We start from the raw sequence: 23808 nt of genomic DNA on the forward strand, positions 1-23808 counted from the left end.
GTGTCTGCAAATGTGTGGCAGAAGTGCTTGGGCCTTCTGGAGGAGGAATTTCCTCCTCAACAGTTTAATACCTGGTTACGACCGTTGCATGCTGAAATGCAGGATAGCAGCCTGATATTATTAGCTCCCAATCGTTTTGTAGTCGACTGGGTAAAAAAGCATTTTTACGAAAGAATCAAGGAGCTGGCCACGCAAATCGGTGGAGAACTGATTTCATCCGTTATTATTGAAATAGGTAGTAAAACTGCCAGCAGAACCGAGTTATCTGCACCTCTGGTCGATACGAGAAATCCGGAGAAGACCAGGCCTGTCGTCAAAAAGACGGCTGATTATAAAAATAGTTATTTGAATAAAAAATTTCATTTTGACTCCTTTGTCGAAGGTAATTCCAACCAACTGGCACGTGCCGCTTCCCTGCAAGTGGCTGAAAGACCCGGGGACGCCTACAATCCATTATTTATTTATGGGGGAGTAGGGCTTGGTAAAACCCATTTGATGCATGCCATTGGCAATACCATCCTGAAAAACAATCCCGAGGCGAAAGTTCTGTATCTTCATTCCGAACGTTTTGTCGCTGATATGGTGAAAGCCCTGCAAACCAATTCCATTAATGAATTCAAACGATTCTATCGTTCTCTCAATGCGTTACTTATTGATGATATTCAGTTTTTTGCCGGTAAAGATCGTTCACAAGAGGAGTTTTTCCATACGTTTAACGCGTTACTGGAAGGACAACAGCAAATTATTTTAACCAGTGATCGCTATCCCAAGGAAATTGAAGGCGTGGAAGAACGGTTAAAATCCCGTTTCGGATGGGGATTAACGGTCGCTGTTGAGCCTCCCGAACTGGAAACACGGGTAGCCATTCTTATCAGCAAGGCGGAACAATCCAATATTGAATTGCCGTATGAAGTGGCTTTTTTTATTGCCAAACGCATACGCTCTAATGTTCGGGAGCTGGAAGGTGCTTTACGGCGTGTGATCGCCAATGCTCATTTCACCGGCAAGCTTATTACCATTGACTTTGTGCATGAGGCGTTGCGTGATCTTCTTGCATTGCAAGACAAACTGGTGACCATTGAAAACATCCAGAAAACGGTGGCGGAATACTATAAGGTCAAGGTCGCTGACTTGTTATCAAAACGACGCAGCCGATCCATTGCAAGACCAAGACAAATGGCTATGGCACTGGCAAAAGAACTCACTAACCATAGTTTGCCTGAGATAGGTGATCATTTTGGAGGGCGTGATCATACCACGGTCATACATGCCTGCCGTAAAGTGAAAGAACTTGTTCAGAATGAAAGTGATTTTGCGGAAGATCATAAAAATTTGATGCGCATTCTATCGTCGTGATTGAGAGTAAGCATGTTTGAACTAACCATTGAAAAAAACAAATTATTACCTTCTTTAATGACCGTAGCCGGTGCTGTGGACAAGCGGCAATCTCTGGCTATTCTGGCTAATATCCTGCTTCATCTCACGGACAATCGGCTGGTGCTTACCGCAACGGATCTGGAAATAGAAATGTCCGCCTATTTAAATTGCGCCTCGTCTGAGTCAACGGGTAAAATTACTGTTCAGGCCAGGAAATTTATTGATATAATACGTTCGCTGGATGAAGAAACGAATGTCACGGTACAATTGTTATCCGGTTCCGTAGCCATCAAATCAGGACGAAGTCAGTTTAAACTGGCTTCGTTGCCAGCGGAGCAATTTCCTGTGAGCGATTTGGATAAAAGCGATACGGAATTTTCCATTAATCGGAATGATTTGATTCATTTATTTCAATCCACGCATTTTGCCATGTCGCAACAGGATGTTCGCATATTCTTAAATGGCCTGTTACTTGAAATTAACGGTCATACGTTGACTGCAGTCGCTACGGATGGTCATCGTATGGCTATTTGTAAATCCCAGTGTCATGAATCCTTGGGTGAGTATCGTTTTTTATTACCACGTAAAGGTGTTCAGGAAATGCTTCGTTTGCTAAATAATATTGCGGATGAATTGATAACGGTAACGGCGGGTAAAGGTCATTTTCGACTCGTTACGGAACATTACACGTTTTCAACGAAATTAATTGAAGCCAGATTCCCTCCTTACGCCAAGGCCATACCTACGGATCATGATAAATTTGTGCTTATTGATAGGGATCATCTCAAGCGGGCCTTATCACGTATTGTTATTCTCGCCAATGAAAAATCTCGTGCCGTTCTTATCCATTTACAGCCCAACTCCCTGACATTGATTGCCAATAATCAGGAGCAGGAAGAAGCGACGGAGTTGCTGGAAGCAAATGTGGATGGCAATGAATTGAAAATAGGTATTAACGCGAGTTATCTTTTGGACGTGCTGACCTTTTTTCCGGATGGGCTGGTACGACTTTCCATGTCAACCACCGATAGAAGCATCCTTGTTGAATCTTTGCAGGATGAAAATTATCAATATATTATCATGCCAATGAAAATATGACCCTTGCCCAGTTGCAGATTCATCATTTACGCAATCTATCCCAGGTACGTGTGGATCTGCATCCTGAAATTAATGTCATTACAGGTGTCAATGGCAGCGGTAAAACCTCTTTTCTCGAAGCCTTGTATTTGCTTGGATGCGGACATTCCTTTCGCTCGCGGGAAATATCATCACTGGTTTCGTTTCAACAATCGGAGTTGGTTGTTTTTGCCAAAACATGCGATGAGCAAACCATTTCCATAAGTAAATCATTATCGGCACCAACGTCCGTTCGTATTAATACGAATCCGTGCCTTAGCAACAGTGAATTGGCGCGTTTTTTGCCAATCCAGGTTTTCTATCAGGATATCTTTCAAATTATTGATGCAGGCCCTTCCGTGCGGCGAAGTTTGCTGGATTGGGGATTGTTTCACGTGAAACACGATTACCATCAGCTATGGAAAAACTATAAACGATCGCTTAAGCAACGTAGCATTTTATTAAAACAGCGTGCTCAATCAACGATGTTGGCTCCCTGGAATAAATTACTGGCAGAATTGGGAGAACAATTACATGTTATGCGTCAGGATTACGTTGATACACTGGATCAAACCTTTCAAAAAATGCTGCCTCGTTTAACTGATGTATCTTGTCGTTTGCACTATTATAAAGGCTGGGATAAACGTGGGGACGGAAAATCATTATTATCGGTGTTAAACGACACCATCGAGCAGGATTTGCAAAGACAATTCACTCATTACGGTGCACATCAGGCTGATATTCTATTTCAATGTGATGAGCACAAGGCCAGGCATTTTTTATCACGGGGTCAGCAAAAAATTCTGCTCTTTGCCTTGAAGTTTGCTCAGGCCTTGCTGCTTGATAAACCTTGTCTTTTTTTAATCGATGATGTTGCAGCTGAACTTGACGAACATCACCTTTACAGGTTGTTACAGTACATCAAGGATAACGATGGGCAGTATTTCCTGACTACTCATTCCAACCAGCCTTTGTTGAATTTGTTTGGCAACAGCAATTTCCAAACCTATAGATTAGGTACCTAGGTTCTGTGAACCAAAATTTTCACATCTGCAAAAAATTTTGGTTCACAGAGCCTAGTACTACCGTGGTAAGTTCTGTCATTCCCGAGAAATCGGGAATCCATTCACGTTAAAATAGATCTCCGCCTGCGCAAAGATGACAATCAATGAGTAAAAATGAGTACATGCAATGAGCATAAATGAGCTCAATCAATGAGTAAAAATGTGTACATAAATAGGGATCCTTTGCAAAATACCACTAGTAGTACCAGGATCGTTTCCATATACAGCAAGACAGAATCAATAAAACGCTGTGACAGGTTCTATGTTTCACGTGAAACAAATACCGCTATAACATGAAACATGATGTTTACAGAACCTAAGGTATTCCTGTCTTTCATATCCTCATGAATCATATAATACCCTGGGGAAAAGTGGTATAATGTATTATTTGCTGCAGCGGAATCAGGAACAGAGGAATTCTTTATGTCGGTTAATGCTAGTTATGATTCGTCCAATATTAAAGTCTTGAAGGGACTGGATGCGGTCAGAAAAAGACCGGGAATGTACATTGGCGATACGGATGATGGAACCGGCCTGCATCATATGGTTTTTGAGGTGGTTGATAATGCCATTGATGAAGCGTTGGCAGGGCATTGCAAGGAAATTAATGTCATTATTCACGTTGATGAATCGATCACTGTTAAAGATGATGGTCGCGGTATTCCTGTTGACATTCATGAGGAAGAAGGGCGATCAGCGGCGGAAGTGATTATGACAATCCTCCATGCAGGCGGCAAATTTGATGATAATTCCTATAAGGTTTCCGGAGGTTTGCACGGGGTAGGCGTTTCCGTAGTCAACGCGCTTTCCGAAGAACTGCATCTCACCATCCGGCGTAATAATAAAGTCCACGAACAGCACTACCGTAACGGGGTACCAGACGCACCGCTGGCTGTCACGGGTGACGCTGTTGCAACGGGAACACAGGTTTGGTTCAAGCCCAGCGCCAACACATTTTCCAATATTGAATTTCATTATGATATTCTGGCTCGCAGACTGCGGGAATTGTCTTTTCTTAATTCCGGGGTTTGTATTCATCTTCTTGATGAACGTACCCAAAAACAGGATACATTTCGGTACGAGGGGGGAATCAAGGCTTTTGTCGAGCATCTTAATCGTAATAAAACGCCTATCATGCCGGTTGTTTTTTCACTAAATGCAGAAAAAGACAACATCAGCGTTGAGTTATCCATGCAGTGGAATGATTCTTTCCAGGAAACCATTTTCTGCTTTACCAACAACATTCCACAGCGCGATGGAGGAACCCATTTGGCTGGTTTCAGAGCGGCTTTAACCAGAACGTTGAATACGTACATTGAAAATGAAGGGTTTGCCAAAAAAGCCAAGATAACTACAACCGGTGATGACGCGCGTGAGGGATTAACAGCGGTATTGTCGGTGAAGGTACCTGATCCCAAGTTTTCTTCACAAACCAAGGATAAACTGGTTTCTTCCGAAGTAAAAGCCGTTGTCGAATCGGTGGTGGCTGAAAAATTGAATGATTTTCTGCTGGAAAATCCATCTATTGCCAAGTCAATTGTTGGTAAAATTATTGATGCGGCCAGGGCACGCGAAGCGGCACGCCGCGCAAGAGAAATGACACGTAGAAAAGGTGCTCTTGATATAGCCGGACTTCCCGGTAAACTCGCAGATTGTCAGGAGAAAGACCCCGCATTGTCGGAATTATACATTGTTGAGGGTGATTCAGCCGGCGGTTCTGCAAAACAGGGCAGAGACAGGAAATTCCAGGCTATCCTTCCTCTGAAAGGAAAAATTCTTAATGTGGAAAAAGCCCGTTTTGATAAAATGTTATCCTCTCAGGAAGTAGCAACATTGATTACTGCGTTAGGCTGCGGGATTGGTCCTGATGAATATGATCCCGATAAGATCCGCTATCATCGCATTATCATCATGACCGATGCCGATGTCGACGGCTCGCATATTCGCACCCTTCTTCTTACTTTCTTCTATCGGCAGACGCCTGAGTTGATAGAGCGTGGTTACATTTACATTGCCCAGCCTCCACTTTATAAAATCAAACGTGGCAAACAAGAACAATACGTAAAAGACGATGACGCACTGGCAGACTATCTGACTCAGAACGCGCTGGATGGCGCGGAATTTTTCCCGTCCAGCGACGCACCCGCTATTGCCGCACAGGTACTGGAAGAGCTTGTACGGCAATATCGCCGGGTTGAAAAAATCATTAAACGTCATTCCAGACGCTATGACGCAGCCATATTGAAGCGGATCCCCTATTTGCCCGCACTTAATGAGGATGACTTTGCGCGTCAGGATGCTATGGCAAACTGGACAGAACAATTGAGTCGAAGTCTGCAGCAGATCGATGGAAAATCCCACCAATATAAGGTCTTTGTTTACCATAATCAGGAAACGAATCAATATCTTCCGCAAGTAACCATTACGCAGCATGGTATTGAACATGAACATCGATTTAATATCGAATTTTTCCAGTCCAAAGATTATAAGGATATGGCCAATCTTGGTACCAAACTGGTTTCCTTAATTGATGAGGGTGCCTTCATAAAACGCGGTGATAAAAAACAAGAGGTTGAAACGTTTGAAGAAGTGCTGGAGTGGTTGATGAATGAAGCCAAGCGTGGCCAGACCATTCAACGATACAAAGGTCTCGGTGAAATGAACCCCGATCAACTCTGGGAAACAACCATGGATCCGGACGTACGCCGCATGTTGCAAGTCAATATTGAGGATGCGGTTGCCGCCGATGAAATATTTACTACGCTCATGGGCGATCATGTAGAACCACGCCGTGATTTTATTGAAAGCAATGCTTTGGAAGCCGGAAATATTGATGTATAAACAGCAATGTTAATGGTTTTTTTGCGCAATTTTTTGCAAAAAAAACGGTAGCCCGTAAGGAGGCCTGCGGGCGTATTGCGGGTTTGATCTCCCAATATTGTTGCAGTAGTTCAGGTAAATACCTGTTCGAATGATATCCCGCATTACGTCTTTGCCTTCATGACGGCGACGGCTACCAATTTTTGGATGAGATACGTGTACAGAGACTAAAATTTTATGGATAAATAGTGAAGAAACGCTTTTGATTATTGTGAGAAAAAATGGAATAGCGACCTATGTTGCCAGTCTTCAAAAAAAGCCGCATCCTTGCAGCGAAGCACATCCATTGTGCTGGTCCCTTTTGTTGACTTCCTGTCAGACAATCCATGTCATCCTGTATGATCTAAGTATCGCTCACGAAAGACAAAAAGTCTTGCAGGATTATGATGAGCACTTTGTAAGATATTTCTCAAAACCATCGGGGTTTAAGGCATGGTTGATGTGGAAAAATCATGAGAATAGCCATGTACTTCACTCTTCGGATTTTTTATTGTTGTCGTAGATGGTCTTCTGCTAAGCCGACGCAGCAGTCCGAATGCGTAACTGCCATGATGCTTCCCTTGATTCGTTGTTGGTTGTCGCAACTCATCGTTGGCTTTCAGAAAAGTCTCCTTGTCATCATCCTTGTCTTTTGATGAGACATAATCGTTTCTACTCAATGGATTGTCATGTCGTTTTGATTGCTTGCTTGAGTTAAAAAAAGTTGACTCAAAAAAATCCACAATCATCTTCGCACCCCTATAAGGTATCATGACACTCATATAGGGAAAAATCACGCAAGTCGCTACGGTAAAAAATGCCAGGGCAAGTAGTGTTGATGGAGCCAGATACAAAAGCATAAAACCAAAACCAAGCAATACTCCTGCAGCGCCAACGGTAACCATTTTCAGAGGACTAGGTTCAGGGCGATTAAAATCCAGAGGAAAAAGCTTGTCCAGTATTTTTTTAGACGTTATTGCCGCACCGCTTATAGCCAGACCAGCAACAAGAACAGGTGAAACCAAGGCCATAAGCGCTAAAAAAAGGGCGGATAACACCAGGCTTAAGAATATCCCCGTTGGAAGAAGAAGGGCGGTAATCACACCTTGTACTATTACTTTTGTACGGGCCATTTAAAGTAAAATTTAAAGACGTTATGTATAAAATAATAACACACAGTGCGTGCTTTTAATAGTAATTGGTTGAACTAAAAAAAGGTGCCCAAAGAACAGGCACCGGAATGGAAAGCAGATGAATTAAAATGGCCAGCAAGGAAGGCAACCGGGTGTTTTTTTATGATCTTTGTCTTCCTCCAGTAAACGATCTTCTTCGGAAGCGGAAGACTTTGATGATTTACGCGCCCGCAGTTCAGCAGATTGGAAAAATGTCGATTCCGGAGCGTTACTGGCTTTTAACGTTTCTCGCCTTTGCTCTGCCAGTTTACCGAGACAGGTACTGATGGCTCTAAACGGATGATCTTTCTCGACCGCTGAAGACGTAACTGTTTCCAGCATTCTGTTGATGGCGGAAGGTTTATAGCTTTTGGATTCCATTAATCTATCTGCAATCTCGGATTCCTTGCCGGACAGCCTGCCCTCTACAATACCGGGGAAATCGACCAACAATTGCTTCATGTTCTCCAGTTCACTCAGGGCATCATCGATAGAAGCGTCGTCGGTGAATTTCATAAGATAACGATTTAATTCAAATGCGCTGCCCACATCGGTTGCAAATTGGCTCCCTTCAAATACTATTCGAATATTATTCAATAATTCTCGTTGAGTCTTTCTATCTTCCGGGGTACATAAAACCAGTCGTGTAGCAAGGGCTTTACTATCCCTGTTAAAAAGATCACAGCTTAATTGATGAAACTGATGGAATAAGGCGCCTTCATTGAATTCTTTCCCGAGCAAATATTGCTGAGGATTTTTATTTCGGCTATCCAGCATGGCCTGGGCACGTTGACCGATTTCAAGACCCTTTGACAAAAGGGCATGAAAGCTGTCTTCACTTTCTGCATGATGCCGCAGAGATTCATTACTATGAACCAAATCCTTCAGTCCATTTTTATCACATTGAAAGATCATTTCGGAAATCAGGGCGATCTTTTCATGACTCTCCATCTGGTCTAATGCTTCCGCACTTTCAACCAGGGAATCATCTTTGAGAAGTTTCTTTGCCGCAGCAGGGATATCAGTTAATAATTCATCTTTGATATACTTCATGTAACACTCCTTATCATTTTAAAGCAAGCTAAAACAGCTGGACGACAGAAGAGTGTAGCAGGCTGTTTCCCTCTATCCAAGCATCCGTATTTTTTGTTTATAAATTATCTTTTTGAAAAATAAAAATGCAAACTAACCAAGAATTACAAAACAAACAGGTCTATACTAAAAATGTGTGGTTGCCTTAATAAAAAAAATAAGGAGAAGGCAATGTCAAAAAATCATTTATTACAAGATCCCTTTCTCAATGAACTGCGTAAGGAAAAGGTACCTGTTTCAGTTTTTTTGGTTAACGGGATAAAACTTCATGGACTGGTGGATTCGTTTGATCAGTACGTCGTCATGTTAAAAAACTCGGTTACCCAGATGGTTTATAAACACGCCATTTCCACCGTGGTGCCGTCGCGTATGGTTAAAATACCCACTGGTGAGGATGAGGAAAATGTGGCAGACTAGCGTCCTTTTATTGTAGTGGAATTGCAATTTTGTTTGAGCGCCCGCAAGGTGGAGAACGTGCTGTTTTGGTGCAACTGGCCTTACCCGGTATTGATGCCGGCAAGGCCCTTGCTGAATTTCAGGAGCTCGCTCTTTCAGCGAATGCGGAAGTAATGACTTGTATATCGGGGTCTCGGGCCACGCCTGAGGCGAAATATTTTGTCGGCCTTGGCAAGGCAGAAGAAATCCAGGCTGCCGTTAAACATCACCAGGCCGAACTGGTTTTGGTCAATCACGAACTGTCCCCCTCGCAGGAACGCAATCTGGAGCGTTTATTGCAATGCCGGGTTGTGGATCGCAGCGGTTTGATTCTCGATATCTTCGCCCAGCGTGCCCGCACATTTGAAGGGAAACTTCAGGTGGAACTGGCGCAATTGCAGCATTTGTCCACCCGTCTCGTGCGGGGATGGACGCACCTGGAGCGGCAAAAGGGAGGAATAGGGCTTCGCGGCCCCGGGGAAACCCAGCTGGAAACCGACCGCCGTCTTTTGCGTGATCGTATTAAATACATCAACAAACGTCTGGAAAAAGTCCGGCGCAGCCGCGATCAAAATCGTCGCGCGCGACGTAAAGCCTCGTTATGTACTGTCTCGCTGGTCGGCTATACCAACGCCGGTAAATCAACGCTTTTTAATGCGCTGACCGCCGGTCACAGCTACGTCGCGGATCAATTGTTCGCCACCCTCGATCCGACCATGCGTAAACTGGATCTCCCCGGCTCCTCTCCGGTCATTCTGGCCGATACGGTAGGTTTTATCCGCGATCTTCCCCACCATCTGGTGGAAGCGTTTCGTGCTACCCTGGAAGAAACGGAACAGGCGGATTTATTGCTGCATGTCATTGATATTTCCGATCTGGACTGGCGGGATAATGTTTTCGCCGTCGAGCAGGTACTCAATGAAATCGGAGTGGACAAGTTGCCGGTGATTCAGGTGTTTAATAAAATTGATCAACAACCGGATTGGCAAGCGAAGCTTAATCAACAGGAAAACGGTTGCAAAGTCTGGGTGTCTGCAAAAACCGGTGCGGGCCTTGATTTGCTGGTCAAGGCCATCGCCACAGAGCTTCATGGTGTTATCATCGAGGAAACAATCCTTGTCGAAGCCCGGAACGCGAAATTGAGGGCGCAGCTTTATCAATCAGGCGCCGTTGTTTCGGAGTACGTAGACGATAAGGGAGACTGGCAGATGACAATCCGGCTAACCCAGGCTCAAAAGCGACGATTGTTTCAGGAACCTATGATTCATGGCGATGAAGGGGAAGGATAGGTTCTGTGAACAACATTTCTTACGGTTGCAAAAAAGTGTGTGGTTAGTCCTGTAGCCCGTCATGAAGGCGAAGCCGAAATGCGGGAAAACGTGCATTTAGGCACGCACTTGTTCTCCCGGGACAATATTGGACCATGAAACCCGCAATACGGCTACCGTTCTTTAAGATCATATATAATACTATTTGAATATATATAAATCATTCGGTACCCTGGTTACGGTTTTCCGTCATGGCTTCGTCAAGTGAATCCAGTGTTTGGCCGCCGTAAAGGGTTGTAACCCATTGTCCCTGTGGATTGAATACAAAGGTAGCCGGTACGCCCCGTATATCGCCCAAATGCAAGACGTTGCCCGGATCCTGCCGTAAACTGGGGTAAGTGATGCCGTATTGTTTAATCAGTTTCATTTGCTCCGGTACCGGCAGGGCATCGTAGTTAACCGCAAACAAGGCCACTTTTCTCTTTCTGTTTTGATAAAACCGGTTTAGCTCTTTAATTTCATCGAGACAGGGTTGGCACCAGCTCGCCCAGTAATTTATGAACACCCATTTACCTTGCAAGGCGGCAAAGGAAATGCGTCTCCCGTCTATATCAGTCAGGGTAACACCGGCATGGATGGCCGTGTTGAAGGCAAGAAACAGCAATAAAAGGGGTAATCGTTTAAAAAATGCCACGACAAATTCTCCGTTAGGTCAGGCTCTGTGAACCAAAATTTTCACAGAGCCTGGGGTGTGTCCTGATCTAAAAATTGGCAGGTTGGGTTGCTAATTTGATAACCCGCTCTGTCAAAATTAAAAAGTATCAATAGATTTTGGTTAAATAGTCATCATTTTAGCATGACTCGCACAGAAATGGACAAATTACGAAAGTCCTTTTCTGGCAGGGGATTACAGGCGATTACTTGCTGATTCCACAACCGTTTCGTTGTCCATAACAGGTTTTTCCGACCTGGATGGATACATACCATGGCTGGCGAGACCATATCGATGTGGATTCGGACTGGCCGATTTACGCCAATCGATGATAGTTTCACTCTCCCCTGGGGTTGTTTCACAAGGTGGCGTGGGAAGAGGCTTGCGATGGGGATTGCGCTGCAGCTCATCCTCTTCAATGCGAATCCGTTCATCTGCCGTTAAAGGTTGTTCCTTGCCTTCGAAGATAAACGGAAGCAGTCGTAATTGCGCAACAAGCTTGAATGCGGATAGTTTATTGCGCACCTCTTTATAACCACAGGCTTTGGGATTGGCGCGTATCGCGTCAAGCTCCGACGGTGAGATTACCGGAATCCGGTTTAAAGGATTGCGAACGTATATTTCGCCATGATCGCCCGGAACAAATAAAGGTTTGGGCTGACGAATGTTGTCATCGAGATCAGGCAAATATTCCAGTCCGCCGTATTGTTGCGGTTCAGGAATATCCTCCCCGTTTAATACCCGCTCCAAATCCTGTAAGGAGCATTGCATTCCGGCAATACAGGCCTTTTTGTTAAAATAATTGCGGCAGATATCAAAATCGTCATCTCCGGTCGCGGGTGTCGTTGGTGCGTTTTTGTCCGGTGTTGGATCATAAATTCGTTTGGTATTTACTCCGATCCGGTTTAGTTCATTATGAAAATTATTGGCCAAAATTCCGCCCATTGTTGTGCCGAAACGTTGTGGAAGCAGCACCCGCAAATCCCCCATCATCGCCATATGACCGGCGGCAAAATGATCCGAGAAATAATGAAAGGTAAAACATTCGATACCTACAGCCAGAGCATGATAACGATGGGCCAAATCCCTGATAATTTCGGAGGTAAGCGGGCTGTGTGCGGATTCAAGCTGTTTCCATATATCCCGAATTTCTTCGTGTTGAGGTTGATAATCCCCGTTTTCGGCAAGTTGATACAGTTCGTAAGCGATGCGGGTGGCATTCAGCGCGAGATGATGGCCGAGGGTATAAACCCGTACGGACCAGGGTGTGAAGTGGGTTTGATTACGGTTTAAGAGTTCGCCATAATTTTTTACCCGCAGGTAAATCATCAATTGTCTGGCGTAATCATTTAGTGTTGTTGAAAAAGGGATGTAGCTGGCCTGGCTAATCGTATATATTTTGTCGATATCCTTGCGGCGGACATCCGGTGCGGCCAGATTGTTGTAGGCATCCATTAACGCGTTTTGCTCTTCCGGAAGAACAGGTTGACGAATTAAATGGCGGCCAAGCGCCTCCGTACTGTCAAAATCATGGCAAGGCGGTAGATTAAGCTTCATATCCCATTGGTAGGATGTGTAATAATCTCCGGCCATCGCCACAATTTCTCCGGTCGACAGTTCTATATCCATGGGTTCGGGGAGGGTTTGGTCAAATCGCATTAGCCGTATGCGAATTTCTCCCTGTTCGCCGTAATAAAGATAAGGATTGTTGTGCTCCGAAAGATCTATGCGTAAGTGGTTTCCGACTTCGGTGTGTTCCAGTGTATTCATAAGACGTTCCTTTTCCCTGGATTTATCCTGATTTTTCAGAATAAGCGAAAGCGTTATGTCCGGCAATGAGGTGAGAAACAGGCCGCTGGTCAAAACAAATCATTTTGACTAAGCTAGAAAGGGACGGCTTCGATTTTGTCACGTCGTCACCCTGGAAAATTTCTTTTGCCATTGCGAGGCAGTACCATGGTTACCATCACAATCAGTCAACTCCTGACCGGCACTCTGATGCGGGAAGGCGCCGGCGTTAAATTACACCGCTACATAGGTGCCGATCGACAGAATCCTTATGAGCCTTTTTTGCTGTTTGATTTTTTTGACAGCTCCGATCCCATGGATTACCTGGCCGGATTTCCACAGCATCCGCATCGCGGCTTTGAAACGGTGACGTATCTGCTTGATGGCCGGATAACCCATCAGGATAATCATGGTCATCAGGGAACGATAGATGCAGGCGGCGTGCAATGGATGACCGCTGGCAGCGGTATTATTCATTCCGAGATGCCGCAGCAGGGTCTTAACGGGCGAATGAGAGGGTTGCAACTCTGGCTGAATTTACCGGCTGACCGTAAATGGACACCGCCTGCCTATCAGGAGTTTACGGCCGATCAATTGCCAGTGGAAACATTGGCCTCAGGTGTTCGTATCAAGGCTATTGCCGGAAAAACGCCGGCAGGGATGCCTTCACCGGTGAAAGGTATTGCGACCGACCCCTTGTTTCTCGATATCAGCCTGCCTGCCGGACAAACCTTCACACAACCGGTTTCTCCCGGCCATCAAGCCATCCTGTTTGTACTGGATGGGACCGTGTTTATTGAGCGGCAGTCAGTCGAAGCCCAAGTGCTTGCGGTTCTTACCGATGGTGATCAGATCACCATCAGCGCGGATGAAAACCCTGTTCACTGCCTGCTCGTCACTGCTAAAAAACTGCGAGAACCGATAGCGCGCCTCGGGCCTTTTGTCATGAATACCCACGAAGAAGTCATGGACGCTCTGGACGATTTTCGCAACAATCGTTTCTAGGTTCTGTGAACCAATTTTTTCCGCTCGAAAACAAGACAACTATAGTTGCGCAACAACTAATAATTTCTTGTAGCCCGTCATGAAGGCGAAGCCGTAATGCGGGATAACGTTCCTAACTGGCACAGCAAACCCGCAATACGGCTGCAGGCCTCCTTACGGGCTACGGCCTTTTCGCAAAAAAATGGTGTCAATTGGCCGCATTTGCAGCTGTGAAATTTTTTGTTCACAGAATGAGGACACGCCCTAGGTTCCGTGAACAAAATTTCTAACGCATCCATATCAGCGCTCCGGCAAAGTGAATAAACCCTAAGAATGCTGAAATGGTTTTATCGAAACGTGAAAAAACCCTGCGGAAATGCTTTATTTTTGAGAAAAAAGTTTCGATTAAGAACCGCTCTTTATAGACCTCGTTATCAATTTTTCTTGGACATTTTACATGCTTTCTCGATGGGATCACCGGACAACAATTATGACTCTTCAGGGAGCTAATGAATGGCTGTGAATCATATCCTTTATCAGCAAGTACTAATGTATTGCGCTGTTCTTTTAGCAATTCAGCCGCTTGAGTAATGTCGTTTCTGTGTCCGCCTGTTAGAGTAAATCGAATAGGGTTACCTAACCCATCAACCACAGCATGTATTTTGGTAGTAAAGCCCCCTTTACTACGGCCCAGTGCCTGAGCTTCGTTTCCTTGTTTGCTATAGCCTGATGCGCAAGCATGAGCACGCACAATCGTTGCATCGATCATAACGGCCTGATCATCAATATCACTGACTGAACACATTAATTCAGACCAAATGCCTCGATCAGACCAAGCTTTATATCGTCTGTGAACCTGGCGCCAATGCCCATAATAATCAGGAAGAAGACGCCATTGACATCCCGTCCGCAATATATACCAAATCCCTTCTATAAATCGGCGCAATCTCTTTTCTTCTTGTGTATGAAGACCTTTTATTCCTCGCAAAAAAGAATAGAGTCGGTTCCATACTTGCTCTGATATGTTATTATTCATTTTGGCAGTTTTTTAGTGATTTTTCGACGGCAAATCGTATTTCACTATAGAAACTGCCTTTTTTTCAACTAATTAGAAATTTTGTTCACGGAACCTAGTACTGTTTCCATTTAGTTTTGACAGGTAGCATTGCACAAAGTGTGCCATTTCTTGTCATTCCCGCGCAGGCGGGAATTTATGCCTGATATAGCACAGAGCCAATTTAGCCATAGATTCCCGCCTGCGCGGGAATGACAGGCGCCTGCCAAAACCAGATGGAAGTGATGCTAGTGACTTGCCAATATTTTGTTCTTAAAAAAATCAAACTGACTATTCCGTTGTTTGTCATGCGAACCTTGGGTTATACTTCTTTCTCATCTCCATAACTCAAGGACGGTATTGGTATTTTGCAATGGACTGCTCAGAATTAATGAATAGAATTCCATAAAATTGATGTTGAGAGCTTCATGGCGATTTCCCTGATCATTGTTTCTATCCTGTTACTCACGCTGGTTTGCGTGGCGGCCATGTTTTATCGCCTGAAAAAACAGCCTCGGGTTGACTTGTCGCCACTGGATTACATCAAATTGACCGCCAGCGGTGTTATTGCCTTTATAGCCGATACGCTTGGAATAGGAAGTTTTGCTGTTAATGTGACGCTGGCCAAATTATTGGGAACATTTCCCGACGATGAATTGCCTGCGGTCAATAACGGCGCCCAGGTCATACCTGGTACTATCGAGTCGTTATTTTTTATGCAAATTGTCGATGTCGATCTGGCCACCTTGTTAGTACTGGTTTTTGGTACTTGCCTGGGTGGCGTTATCGGCGGTACGGTGGTTAGCCGTCTGAGTAAACAATCTATTCGTCTGGCCATGATGTGCTGTTTTACCTTGATCATCGTGTTGCTTGTCTGTCATCAGCTGCGTTTGATGCCTGTTCATGGTGAGGTGGTCGAATTGCACACTTATAAACTGGCCATTGGCTTTGTGGCTATGATGATTTGCGGCGCATTAACCTCGGTTGGTATCGGCTTGTTTGTTATGGTACAGGCTGTGTTATTTTTATTGAATGTCTCACCGATGGTCGCGTTTCCGATTATGACCACGGCAGGCGCCATGCAACAACCGCTGACAACCCTTGTTTTTTTGCAATATGATAGAATTCCGTTGAAAAAAACGCTCGTTTTGAGCCTGGCCGGAATCATTGGGGTGATTATAACTATTCCGATATTTAATCATCTGACCGTAACCTGGTTACATTCGTTACTGCTTTTGATTTTAATTTATAATCTTTATGCGATAAGCCGAACTTATTTCCGCCTAAGGCCAGGAATTCAAGCCGAGCAATTAGCCGCGACCTGATAAGTAAAAAGTGAGCTTTAAGGAAGAAGTCTATGAAAAAAATAGCGGGTTTATTGGCAGGGTTGATGTTGAGTTTGGCCTGCCTTGCTGCGAACAAACAGTTTGACACCATGGTTATTTTCGGCGACAGCCTGTCGGATAACGGCAATATTTATCGTTATCTTTGGTATTACCTGCCGGCGTCTCCCCCGTATTTTGAAGGTCATTTTTCAAACGGGCCTTTGTGGGTAGAGTATTTATATGGCCATTATTTTCCCGGCGATTATCAGGAAGGTTTTCAGGATTACGCTGTTGGTGGGGCCGGGGCCGTTCTGTCCTACAAGGAAAATTTACCGTTTACCCTGACGTTTGAACTGGATAACTATTTGTATTGGCATACTTATGGCCGCAAGGAGACCACATTATACGCCATCTGGATCGGGGGAAATAATTACATTAACGGCCCAACCAATATTGAACCGTTGACCGATGGTGTTACGGCGGCCATTGGAAATGTTATTGAACGTTTGATAGGTTATGGCGGCAATAAGTTTCTTATTGCCAATCTTCCGGATTTGGGAAGTTTGCCACAGGCCAGAGACAACCAGACCCAGCAATTGCTCACGGATTTAACGCTGGCTCATAATAGCAAGCTCGCTTATCAGGTTGAGGTATTACGGGCAAAATATCCCGAGGTTACGTTCATTTATTTTGACACGTATCGTTATTTTAACGAAGCCATTGCCAGTCCCGGTGATTATGGTCTTAATAATGTCAGCGACCCTTGTTATCTCGGTGGTTACACGGGCTGGCTTAAAGCCATGTTGCCGGATGATGATCAGTTGTATCAGGCGATGAAGGAGCAGCATCCTGATCTCACGGAGCAGCAATGGTCTATGATAAAATCAAATCCGCAATTGCATGAAGCGGTGGTAACCGGATATGTCTACGCGTTATTTCCTGAACACGCGCGGGAAGAACCATTGCGCTGTGATGATTATTTATTCTGGGATCGCGTTCATCCGACGACGTTTATACATCAATTATTGGCTGAAAAAGCCGGGGAATTGATAGACGAGGCGGGTTTATTGGCTGTTATGCCGGACGACTCGTCCGGCCCTGGCAAAGGTTAACGAGATGGAAGAGCATAAGAGTAAATCGCAAAAAAAACGCGATGCGGAAGCATTGCAGAAATTTGGAGTCAAACTTATTGATTTGAACGTGTCGGATCTGGAGAGATTACCCCTTCCTGCTCCGCTGCGACAGGCGATTATGGATGCTAAAACCATAAAAGGGCATGGCGGAGTAAGACGGCAATCGCAATTAATCGGCAAATTGATGAGGGCGTCTGACAGCGATGCTATTATTGCAGCCTATGAAGAGCTTTTGGCGGACAGCCGATCCCAAACCGCTTTGTTTCATGAAATAGAGCATTGGCGTGATCGATTAATTAACGGGGATAAGGACGCGTTAACCGAGTTTGTCAATCAATATCAACCACAAGATGTGCAACAGTTGCGTCAATTGGTTAAAAAGGTGGCTGAAGATCAGCAAAACAATCGCAATACAGGTGCGTCAACAGCACTGTTTCGTTTTTTAAGGTCCTGTTTATAATGAATTATTCCTTGTTTGTCAGTTGTGCCAAAGGACTGGAATATCTACTGGAAGAGGAACTGAAATACCTGGGTTTACAGGTTAACCGTGTTAGTCCCCAAGGTGTTTTTGGTACAGCGACGCTGGCGGTTGTTTATCATTTATGTGTCTGGTCTCGCCTGGCCAATCGCGTCCAGCTTATTTTATTCAGCGGCGAAGCTCATAATGAACAAGCCTTATATCAATTATGTACGCAGTTTCCATGGCAAACCGTGTTTACGGTCGATAAAACGCTGGCCATTGAGTTTCACGGTTCGTCGGCACACATCCGCAACACCATGTTTGGCGCGCAGGTTGTCAAGGACGCGATTGCCGATCATTTCCGCCGTCAGCAAGGTCATCGACCTGGCATTGACAAGGAAAATCCACAGATTCGCCTGCATGCCCATCTTAAACAGGATGTGGTCACGGTCAGTTTTGATTTAACCGGATACAGTTTACATCAACGTGGTTATCGTACCCAGGCTGGCGGTGCGCCGCTTAGGGAAACAATCGCGGCCGCCATGCTTATCCGGGCAAAGTGGCCGCATTGGGCAGCCAGGGGATATTCCTTGCTGGATCCGTTTTGCGGTTCCGGGACTCTGGTTATCGAAGCGGCCATGATGGCGGCGCAAATAGCGCCTGGTTTGCTACGCCATGATCAATCCTTGCTGCACTGGGTACAGCATCAGCCGTCCTTATGGGAAAAAATCAGAGCACAGGCTCTGCAACAGGTCAAACCGCCTAAAATTTCCATCAAGGGCGCCGATCAGAATAAAAAGATGATTGCTCTGGCGCATACTAACGCGGAACAGGCCGGGGTTTTGCCTTTAGTGGCGTTTGACAATCTGGCAGTTGGGGACAATCGCCCGGCCAGCGGCAAGGGTCTGGTGATCTGCAATCCGCCTTATGGCGAGCGGATGGGAGAGGCGACCCAGCTGATTCCTCTCTATCAGCAATTGGGTCATACGCTTCATGCCCATTTCCAGGGTTGGGAGGCGGCTATCCTGACGGCTAATCCTATGCTGGCCAAAGCTCTGGGCCTCAGATCCGACAAACAATACACGTTATATAACGGACCGTTGGAATGTAAACTGTATTACCTGACGCTAAGCGAGGATAATCGACTGAAAGGTACTACCGGAGGTTCGTTGTCGCAAGGCGCGCAAATGTTCGCCAACCGATTAAAGAAAAACCAGCAGCATTTGCAGAAATGGGCCAAACGCCAGCAAATCAGTTGTTATCGGGTTTACGACGCGGATTTGCCTGAATATGCGTTTGCCATTGATTTATACAATGACCACGCCGTTTTGCAGGAGTATTCCGCGCCTTCCTCCATTCCGGCACACAAAGCGGAAAAGCGCAGTCTGGAAGTCATTCAGGTTGTTCCGTCGGTTCTTGGTATTGCAGCGGACAATCTGGTGATTAAAAAAAGGAAACAGCAAAAAGGCAAGGAGCAATATCAGAAACTGGCGCAAACGAAAAAGACCATGGTGGTGACGGAAGGACGGGCCAAATTCATCGTTAATCTTTATGATTATCTGGACACTGGATTGTTTCTCGATCATCGGCCTTTGCGTATGCGATTTTCCGGGTTGAAACCGGGAAGTCGTTTTCTAAATTGCTTCTGTTATACGGCCACAGCGAGTGTGCATGCCGCGCTTGGAGGCGCTTTAACGACCAACGTTGATATGTCCAAAACGTATTTGAAATGGGCGGAAGATAATTTTCGTCTAAATCATCTCGATCTCGACAGACACCAGTTCGTGCACTACGATTGCCTGCAGTGGTTAAAAATAACGCCTGATAAGTTCGACGTTATTTTTATGGATCCACCCAGTTTTTCCAATTCCAAGCGTATGACGACCACACTGGATGTCCAGCGGGATCATGAGATGTTGATTCAAGGTGCCATGGGCGTTTTGTCTTCCTCAGGTGTCTTGTATTTCTCCACCAATCGGCGACAGTTCCGATTGGCGGATCCGCTGTGTCAGCGATATGAGGTCGAGGATATCAGCAAGGAAACCCTGGATCCCGATTTTGCCCGTAATTCGCGCATCCATCGGTGTTTTGTCATTCGCCACAAACATTCATAACCCTGTCGCTGAAAATCAAGCGTGCATAGCCTGACCGTGACGCACTCAGGATATCGAGTCTTTGCCAGATTTCTTTTTGCGTCCCCTCGCTTTTGTTTTTGGCGTGGTATCCTCGATTTCCGTGTCCTCGGAGGATCGTGTTTCTTCACCGCCATGCAGGGTTTCCTGGAGAGATTTCATAAAACCGGCCATGAAGCATAGTTCGGCAGTCAGGTAGAGAGGAGCAATCAGTGCCTGCTTCATATTATCCATAAAGGCCGGTTTTCTGCCTTCAATAAAATGGCCGCTTAATTGCAGAACCACACCGAGCACAAGAAAAATCACGAACAGCCATAATGCGGAACGGGTGGGGCCGGCGTAACTTATCATGGAACTAATCCACAGTAATAAGGCCAAAACCGGTAAAAGCAGCAAACTTAGCCGCCAGTTCAATCGCAGGTAGTATAGCCATAGTATTAAAGTAGCAATGCTGGCTAAGGTCGTATCAAACACATTAGGCATTCTCAAATGAAAAAAGCCCAGAAAAATCATCACAGCGAAGATGAGGATGGGTACGCCAACGAGATGAGTATAAAAGGTTGCTGCTTGCTGGTGGTATTGCGCGTAAAAACGTGCCTGTTCTAAAAAAGGTTTCATCCTTAATTCCTTGTGGTGCTTTTTATTTAAAACCTAGCACAGTTTGGCCAAAACTACCAAATATCAAGGGAATAGATATCACTATTGATACCCTGCTGCCTCAATATCTACTGCTCTATTAATTTTTTGATAATATTTCTCCTTTATAATCCATTAATAGTTGAATCATCGTGATGGGAATTTAAGATGCACTATTCTGATTGTTATTCCTTGCTAAAAAAAGCACGAAATAAAAAAAACGCAATCCAGTTGGATGCGTTTAAACAACGGATGGAACAATTAGAATCTGAAGTGAATCAACAAGGTTTTTTTCAATATGTGAAAAAGAATAAAAACAGTGGACGAACACTGGTTGAGTTACGGCAAATTTATGATAACGAATGTATAACCCTGGTTATCCATGGTATCGAAAATCTTTTGCAAGACCCTTTATTCAAGGACATGGGAAGTCATCGTTGTTTAACAGACGTACAAAAAATTTTACAAGATATTAAAAAAACGGCGGAAGAACAACATAATCATATCCGGGATGAAGATGCTTGTTTTTATTCATTGATTCGCCAATACGCCTCTCATTTTTTACCGTTTGAGCAATCGTATGATCCCTTTAAGGGATCTGATTTTATCGGGTATTGCTGGGGGCATACCCATCGTTACGGCAAGCTGGTTTCACAAGAATCCCTGGAGCAATTATCGGTTGCTTCTGATCGCGGGCTATATCACAGGTTCAGAGCAAACTGGACTTATGGAGATACTCTGCTTCGTCGTAAGGACTGGTATTTTGTGATGACGCGAGAAGAAAAAATTCGTAAGACCCTATGGGCTATGTTATCAAAATTGGATGATCAATCTGTTTTCAATTTTAATTTTTTAGTGAGTGGTGCTAATTTTCATTCTACGGGCCTGAGAATGGTGGGTAACGGTATAGAATACTATGAGACTAATTATGGCCTGATCCGCTTTGATAGCCGGGAAAACGCGGTCAATTTTTTAACGTACCATTTGCTTAACAAGGTTCAACATTCGCAAGGGGAAATATGTTGGGTAAAATTACCTTATCCCAATAAGCCTTATCATGATCCGCTGGTGCATTTGCCAGCGGCGAAGATAGAGCGGCAACCTGATGAGACAATGAATCATAACAACAAGGCTCTGGATGACGCGATTGGTTGTATACAAGCGTATGGCCAACAGTTAAAAAAGAATACACGCTCGGTGAAAGCCCATATCAAAGCCAATGAAATTGAAAAACTGGTGGAAAAATTCGCATCAAGTGCCGTTGAACATATTGCTGGCCATACCAGAAATATTCTTGCCAATAAAAAACATAGTTTGATGTTAAATCGAGGGACGGGGCTGTATTTTTTTAAATGTCATGGCAAGAGTCGCAGCACCACGCAAGACTTGCTGGAAGATATTTATCGGGCAAGCCAGCTTATCTAGATCAGGTCAGCTGCTGCCAGCGAAAACAGGACGTGACGTGATCATTGACCATGCCAACGGCTTGCATAAACGCGTAGCAAGTGGTTGGGCCCATAAAAGTGAAACCGTCTTTTTTTAATTGGCCGGCCATTTTTTCAGAGTCTTTTGTGACGGCCGGGATTTCGGACAGGGTTTGTCTGTTTGTTTGCAACGTTTTACCATTGGTAAATTGCCAAAAATAGTCGACGATGTTTTCCTGCTCGGCTAACCGTAGAAAAGTCCGGGCGTTGGTGCGCACAGAGCGTATTTTTAACCGGTTGCGGATAATGCCGGGGTTTTCAAGCATGACCGCCAGATCGGCATCGGTTGCAGATGCCAGCCGCTCCGGTGAGAAACTGTAAAACGCCTCACGCATGGCTTCTCTTTTTTTTAGCACCGTCAGCCAGTTCAGTCCGGCCTGCATGCCTTCCAGAATGAGCATTTCAAACAGCTTGTCCGCTGAGGTCACCGGCACCCCCCATTCCCTGTCGTGATAGGCGATATACAGCGGATCATTGCCACACCAGTCGCATCGTGTCATAGGGTTGGTATCTCCTGAGCGATCACATGATAACCTGAAGCAGGTTATCATGTGCATCAAAACCGTCGATATTATTTATGAAAATAATGGCGGAAACGGGCTTTCGATAACGAGCCGGAAATTTCGACGGCATAGGCTTGCATGTTAGCGTCACTCAGACTGTAGGCACAATAAATATTTCCGTCCTCGTCTTGTTCGGCCGTCGGTTGGCCTGATAATGTGGTCAGCGACTTATTACCGGAGACAAGCGCGGCGTTCTCGTCTTCTGCCTCAACCGGGCCTATACCGAAAAACCAGAAACCTTCTGTATTGTACTGGCCGACGTCATAGGCAATATACATGCCTGGAAGCAGTTGCTCTGCCATGGACAAGCCCTGGGCTTTGATGGCTCCGGCATCAGGACAGGCGGGTAAATTGGGTGTCGCTGCCGAGATGGCGCCGGCAAATAGGAACGAACCGGCAAGTGCCGCTATTTTGGCTGTAAACGTCATGTAATAATCTCCTGTTAGTGCAAAATGCGGCGCCAGCGTAACAAGGGCTAAGTGATCATGCAAGGAAAATTTACGGCTTTGCCAGTATTCATGGCGTCGGTCAAAGTTGCTCAAAAGACCATTTGGCGAAAATAAACAATACGTTCCCAATGTTGGTACCGCCGGGTACATAAGCGGCAGAGAGAGACGCCTGACGGTAACCGATGCTGATCCAGGGGGCGGCTCCCGGGAATGGGTAGCCATTAAAGATGTCCGAGCGTTGGGTCAGAAAAACGGAGTAGCCTAATCCAAGGCGCGCACTGTCCTTTATGTGCGCTGTTTTAAGAAACGCATACCCGGCAATGGGCTGGACATGGTTGTGGGAATCCAGAAACGCCATCGCATAAAGACCGTGCCAGTCGCCGTCTTCATCGTCAAATCCTTTGCCCAGGCCAAATCCCCATGCCTTTTCATTGTAAATGGTTTTACTTAATTTTTCTTCGGTGTAGGTGTAACGATTGTGCCAGGCGTAGAATGGCAGGTAGACTTCCGTATGGCCTTCGTTCCAGATTTGATGAAGGCGAAGGCATGATTTTTTGAAAAGAGACGGCGTGCCGGAACACGCCGTCGATGCGGCAGCAAAAACCGGCACCGACGACAGACACAATAGAAGGGCGAAACGTAATTTTTTCATGCAAATTTCAAATTTTCCAAGGGTTTGCTTTCTATTTTTTAATGGTATAGTGT

Annotated in this window: 21 protein-coding genes; 12 read left to right on the forward strand and 9 right to left on the reverse strand. The window is 45.2% G+C overall.

The features are described 5' to 3' along the window. From dnaA to gyrB, 4 genes are all read left to right on the forward strand, one after another. Positions 1-1356, forward strand: coding sequence for a chromosomal replication initiator protein DnaA (dnaA, locus tag CKW05_RS00005; protein ID WP_058482226.1), 1356 nt, complete (start codon positions 1-3; stop codon positions 1354-1356). A 12-nt stretch (positions 1357-1368) separates the two neighbouring features. Then, positions 1369-2475, forward strand: coding sequence for a DNA polymerase III subunit beta (dnaN, locus tag CKW05_RS00010; RefSeq protein WP_058482227.1), 1107 nt, complete (start codon positions 1369-1371; stop codon positions 2473-2475). Next, positions 2472-3518 carry a DNA replication/repair protein RecF gene (gene recF, locus CKW05_RS00015; RefSeq protein WP_058482228.1) on the forward strand — a complete coding sequence of 349 codons (1047 nt, stop codon included), beginning with the start codon at positions 2472-2474 and terminating at the stop codon, positions 3516-3518. The genes dnaN and recF overlap by 4 nt, the downstream gene beginning before the upstream one ends. 462 nt (positions 3519-3980) lie before the next feature. Continuing rightward, on the forward strand, positions 3981-6398 hold the full coding sequence (gyrB, locus tag CKW05_RS00020; protein WP_058482229.1) for a DNA topoisomerase (ATP-hydrolyzing) subunit B: 2418 nt from the start codon (positions 3981-3983) through the stop codon (positions 6396-6398). Between the two features lie 464 nt (positions 6399-6862). Here gyrB and CKW05_RS00025 read toward each other — a convergent pair whose 3' ends face one another. Together CKW05_RS00025 and CKW05_RS00030 are read right to left on the reverse strand one after the other, a co-directional pair. Beyond that, positions 6863-7549 carry a hypothetical protein gene (locus tag CKW05_RS00025; protein WP_133141203.1) on the reverse strand — a complete coding sequence of 229 codons (687 nt, stop codon included), beginning with the start codon at positions 7547-7549 and terminating at the stop codon, positions 6863-6865. 123 nt (positions 7550-7672) lie between these two features. Further along, positions 7673-8641 (reverse strand): hypothetical protein, encoded by a 969-nt coding sequence (locus tag CKW05_RS00030; protein ID WP_058482231.1) that lies wholly within the window; start codon positions 8639-8641, stop codon positions 7673-7675. 210 nt (positions 8642-8851) lie between these two features. Here CKW05_RS00030 and hfq point away from each other — a divergent pair, with 210 nt between their 5' ends. Then, on the forward strand, positions 8852-9097 hold the full coding sequence (gene hfq, locus CKW05_RS00035) for an RNA chaperone Hfq (RefSeq protein WP_058482232.1): 246 nt from the start codon (positions 8852-8854) through the stop codon (positions 9095-9097). A 29-nt stretch (positions 9098-9126) separates the two neighbouring features. Beyond that, positions 9127-10404: a ribosome rescue GTPase HflX gene (hflX, locus tag CKW05_RS00040; RefSeq protein ID WP_058482233.1), complete on the forward strand. Its 1278-nt coding sequence runs from the start codon at positions 9127-9129 to the stop codon at positions 10402-10404. Between the two features lie 199 nt (positions 10405-10603). Here hflX and CKW05_RS00045 read toward each other — a convergent pair whose 3' ends face one another. Next, the gene (locus CKW05_RS00045; protein ID WP_058482234.1) at positions 10604-11077 is read right to left on the reverse strand and encodes a TlpA family protein disulfide reductase; all 474 of its coding nucleotides are present in this window, start codon (positions 11075-11077) and stop codon (positions 10604-10606) included. A 213-nt stretch (positions 11078-11290) separates the two neighbouring features. Further along, positions 11291-12865: a hypothetical protein gene (locus tag CKW05_RS00050; protein ID WP_082642703.1), complete on the reverse strand. Its 1575-nt coding sequence runs from the start codon at positions 12863-12865 to the stop codon at positions 11291-11293. Positions 12866-13051: 186 nt separating this feature from the next. Between CKW05_RS00050 and CKW05_RS00055 the strand changes: the two genes are divergently transcribed. Further along, positions 13052-13888 carry a pirin family protein gene (locus tag CKW05_RS00055; RefSeq protein WP_058482236.1) on the forward strand — a complete coding sequence of 279 codons (837 nt, stop codon included), beginning with the start codon at positions 13052-13054 and terminating at the stop codon, positions 13886-13888. A gap of 265 nt (positions 13889-14153) precedes the next feature. On the opposite strand, the gene CKW05_RS00065 is transcribed toward CKW05_RS00055, so the two are convergent. Next, positions 14154-14903: an IS5 family transposase gene (locus CKW05_RS00065; protein ID WP_058483223.1), complete on the reverse strand. Its 750-nt coding sequence runs from the start codon at positions 14901-14903 to the stop codon at positions 14154-14156. A 446-nt stretch (positions 14904-15349) separates the two neighbouring features. Here CKW05_RS00065 and CKW05_RS00070 point away from each other — a divergent pair, with 446 nt between their 5' ends. Genes CKW05_RS00070 through rlmKL form a run of 4 tightly spaced genes read left to right on the forward strand, consistent with a single transcriptional unit; the run spans position 15350 to position 19953 of the window. Beyond that, positions 15350-16246, forward strand: a complete 897-nt coding sequence (locus tag CKW05_RS00070) for a TSUP family transporter (protein WP_058484784.1) — start codon at positions 15350-15352, stop codon at positions 16244-16246. Positions 16247-16278: 32 nt separating this feature from the next. Continuing rightward, positions 16279-17358, forward strand: coding sequence for an SGNH/GDSL hydrolase family protein (locus CKW05_RS00075; RefSeq protein ID WP_058484783.1), 1080 nt, complete (start codon positions 16279-16281; stop codon positions 17356-17358). 4 nt (positions 17359-17362) lie between these two features. Further along, positions 17363-17839: a ribosome biogenesis factor YjgA gene (gene yjgA, locus CKW05_RS00080; RefSeq protein WP_058484782.1), complete on the forward strand. Its 477-nt coding sequence runs from the start codon at positions 17363-17365 to the stop codon at positions 17837-17839. Beyond that, positions 17839-19953, forward strand: coding sequence for a bifunctional 23S rRNA (guanine(2069)-N(7))-methyltransferase RlmK/23S rRNA (guanine(2445)-N(2))-methyltransferase RlmL (rlmKL, locus tag CKW05_RS00085; protein WP_058484781.1), 2115 nt, complete (start codon positions 17839-17841; stop codon positions 19951-19953). The genes yjgA and rlmKL overlap by 1 nt, the downstream gene beginning before the upstream one ends. Positions 19954-19998: 45 nt before the next feature. On the opposite strand, the gene CKW05_RS00090 is transcribed toward rlmKL, so the two are convergent. Further along, positions 19999-20589: an Mpo1 family 2-hydroxy fatty acid dioxygenase gene (locus CKW05_RS00090; RefSeq protein WP_058484780.1), complete on the reverse strand. Its 591-nt coding sequence runs from the start codon at positions 20587-20589 to the stop codon at positions 19999-20001. Between the two features lie 186 nt (positions 20590-20775). Between CKW05_RS00090 and CKW05_RS00095 the strand changes: the two genes are divergently transcribed. Next, positions 20776-22032 (forward strand): hypothetical protein, encoded by a 1257-nt coding sequence (locus CKW05_RS00095; RefSeq protein WP_058484779.1) that lies wholly within the window; start codon positions 20776-20778, stop codon positions 22030-22032. A gap of 1 nt (position 22033) precedes the next feature. Here the strand turns inward: CKW05_RS00095 and CKW05_RS00100 are convergent, their stop codons facing one another. The 3 genes from CKW05_RS00100 to pagP form a co-directional block, all read right to left on the reverse strand. Continuing rightward, the gene (locus tag CKW05_RS00100; RefSeq protein WP_058484778.1) at positions 22034-22591 is read right to left on the reverse strand and encodes a DNA-3-methyladenine glycosylase I; all 558 of its coding nucleotides are present in this window, start codon (positions 22589-22591) and stop codon (positions 22034-22036) included. Between the two features lie 71 nt (positions 22592-22662). Beyond that, positions 22663-23082 carry a DUF4949 domain-containing protein gene (locus CKW05_RS00105; RefSeq protein ID WP_058484777.1) on the reverse strand — a complete coding sequence of 140 codons (420 nt, stop codon included), beginning with the start codon at positions 23080-23082 and terminating at the stop codon, positions 22663-22665. A 100-nt stretch (positions 23083-23182) separates the two neighbouring features. Next, on the reverse strand, positions 23183-23755 hold the full coding sequence (pagP, locus tag CKW05_RS00110) for a lipid IV(A) palmitoyltransferase PagP (protein WP_058484776.1): 573 nt from the start codon (positions 23753-23755) through the stop codon (positions 23183-23185). Between the last annotated feature and the right edge of the window lie 53 nt (positions 23756-23808).

Origin of the sequence: Legionella spiritensis (assembly GCF_900186965.1) — a bacterium.
Classification (GTDB): Bacteria; Pseudomonadota; Gammaproteobacteria; order Legionellales; family Legionellaceae; genus Legionella_C; species Legionella_C spiritensis.

Coding starts and splice junctions, on each gene's coding strand:
- CKW05_RS00095 (WP_058484779.1), top strand. CDS start 20,776: ATGCACTATTCTGATTGTTATTCCTTGCTAAAAAAAGCACGAAATAAA.
- dnaN (WP_058482227.1), top strand. CDS start 1,369: ATGTTTGAACTAACCATTGAAAAAAACAAATTATTACCTTCTTTAATG.
- recF (WP_058482228.1), top strand. CDS start 2,472: ATGACCCTTGCCCAGTTGCAGATTCATCATTTACGCAATCTATCCCAG.
- CKW05_RS00105 (WP_058484777.1), bottom strand. CDS start 23,082: ATGACGTTTACAGCCAAAATAGCGGCACTTGCCGGTTCGTTCCTATTT.
- CKW05_RS00070 (WP_058484784.1), top strand. CDS start 15,350: ATGGCGATTTCCCTGATCATTGTTTCTATCCTGTTACTCACGCTGGTT.
- hfq (WP_058482232.1), top strand. CDS start 8,852: ATGTCAAAAAATCATTTATTACAAGATCCCTTTCTCAATGAACTGCGT.
- CKW05_RS00065 (WP_058483223.1), bottom strand. CDS start 14,903: ATGAATAATAACATATCAGAGCAAGTATGGAACCGACTCTATTCTTTT.
- CKW05_RS00090 (WP_058484780.1), bottom strand. CDS start 20,589: ATGAAACCTTTTTTAGAACAGGCACGTTTTTACGCGCAATACCACCAG.
- CKW05_RS00025 (WP_133141203.1), bottom strand. CDS start 7,549: ATGGCCCGTACAAAAGTAATAGTACAAGGTGTGATTACCGCCCTTCTT.
- CKW05_RS00100 (WP_058484778.1), bottom strand. CDS start 22,591: ATGACACGATGCGACTGGTGTGGCAATGATCCGCTGTATATCGCCTAT.
- pagP (WP_058484776.1), bottom strand. CDS start 23,755: ATGAAAAAATTACGTTTCGCCCTTCTATTGTGTCTGTCGTCGGTGCCG.
- CKW05_RS00030 (WP_058482231.1), bottom strand. CDS start 8,641: ATGAAGTATATCAAAGATGAATTATTAACTGATATCCCTGCTGCGGCA.
- CKW05_RS00055 (WP_058482236.1), top strand. CDS start 13,052: ATGGTTACCATCACAATCAGTCAACTCCTGACCGGCACTCTGATGCGG.
- CKW05_RS00075 (WP_058484783.1), top strand. CDS start 16,279: ATGAAAAAAATAGCGGGTTTATTGGCAGGGTTGATGTTGAGTTTGGCC.
- CKW05_RS00050 (WP_082642703.1), bottom strand. CDS start 12,865: ATGAATACACTGGAACACACCGAAGTCGGAAACCACTTACGCATAGAT.
- yjgA (WP_058484782.1), top strand. CDS start 17,363: ATGGAAGAGCATAAGAGTAAATCGCAAAAAAAACGCGATGCGGAAGCA.
- rlmKL (WP_058484781.1), top strand. CDS start 17,839: ATGAATTATTCCTTGTTTGTCAGTTGTGCCAAAGGACTGGAATATCTA.
- gyrB (WP_058482229.1), top strand. CDS start 3,981: ATGTCGGTTAATGCTAGTTATGATTCGTCCAATATTAAAGTCTTGAAG.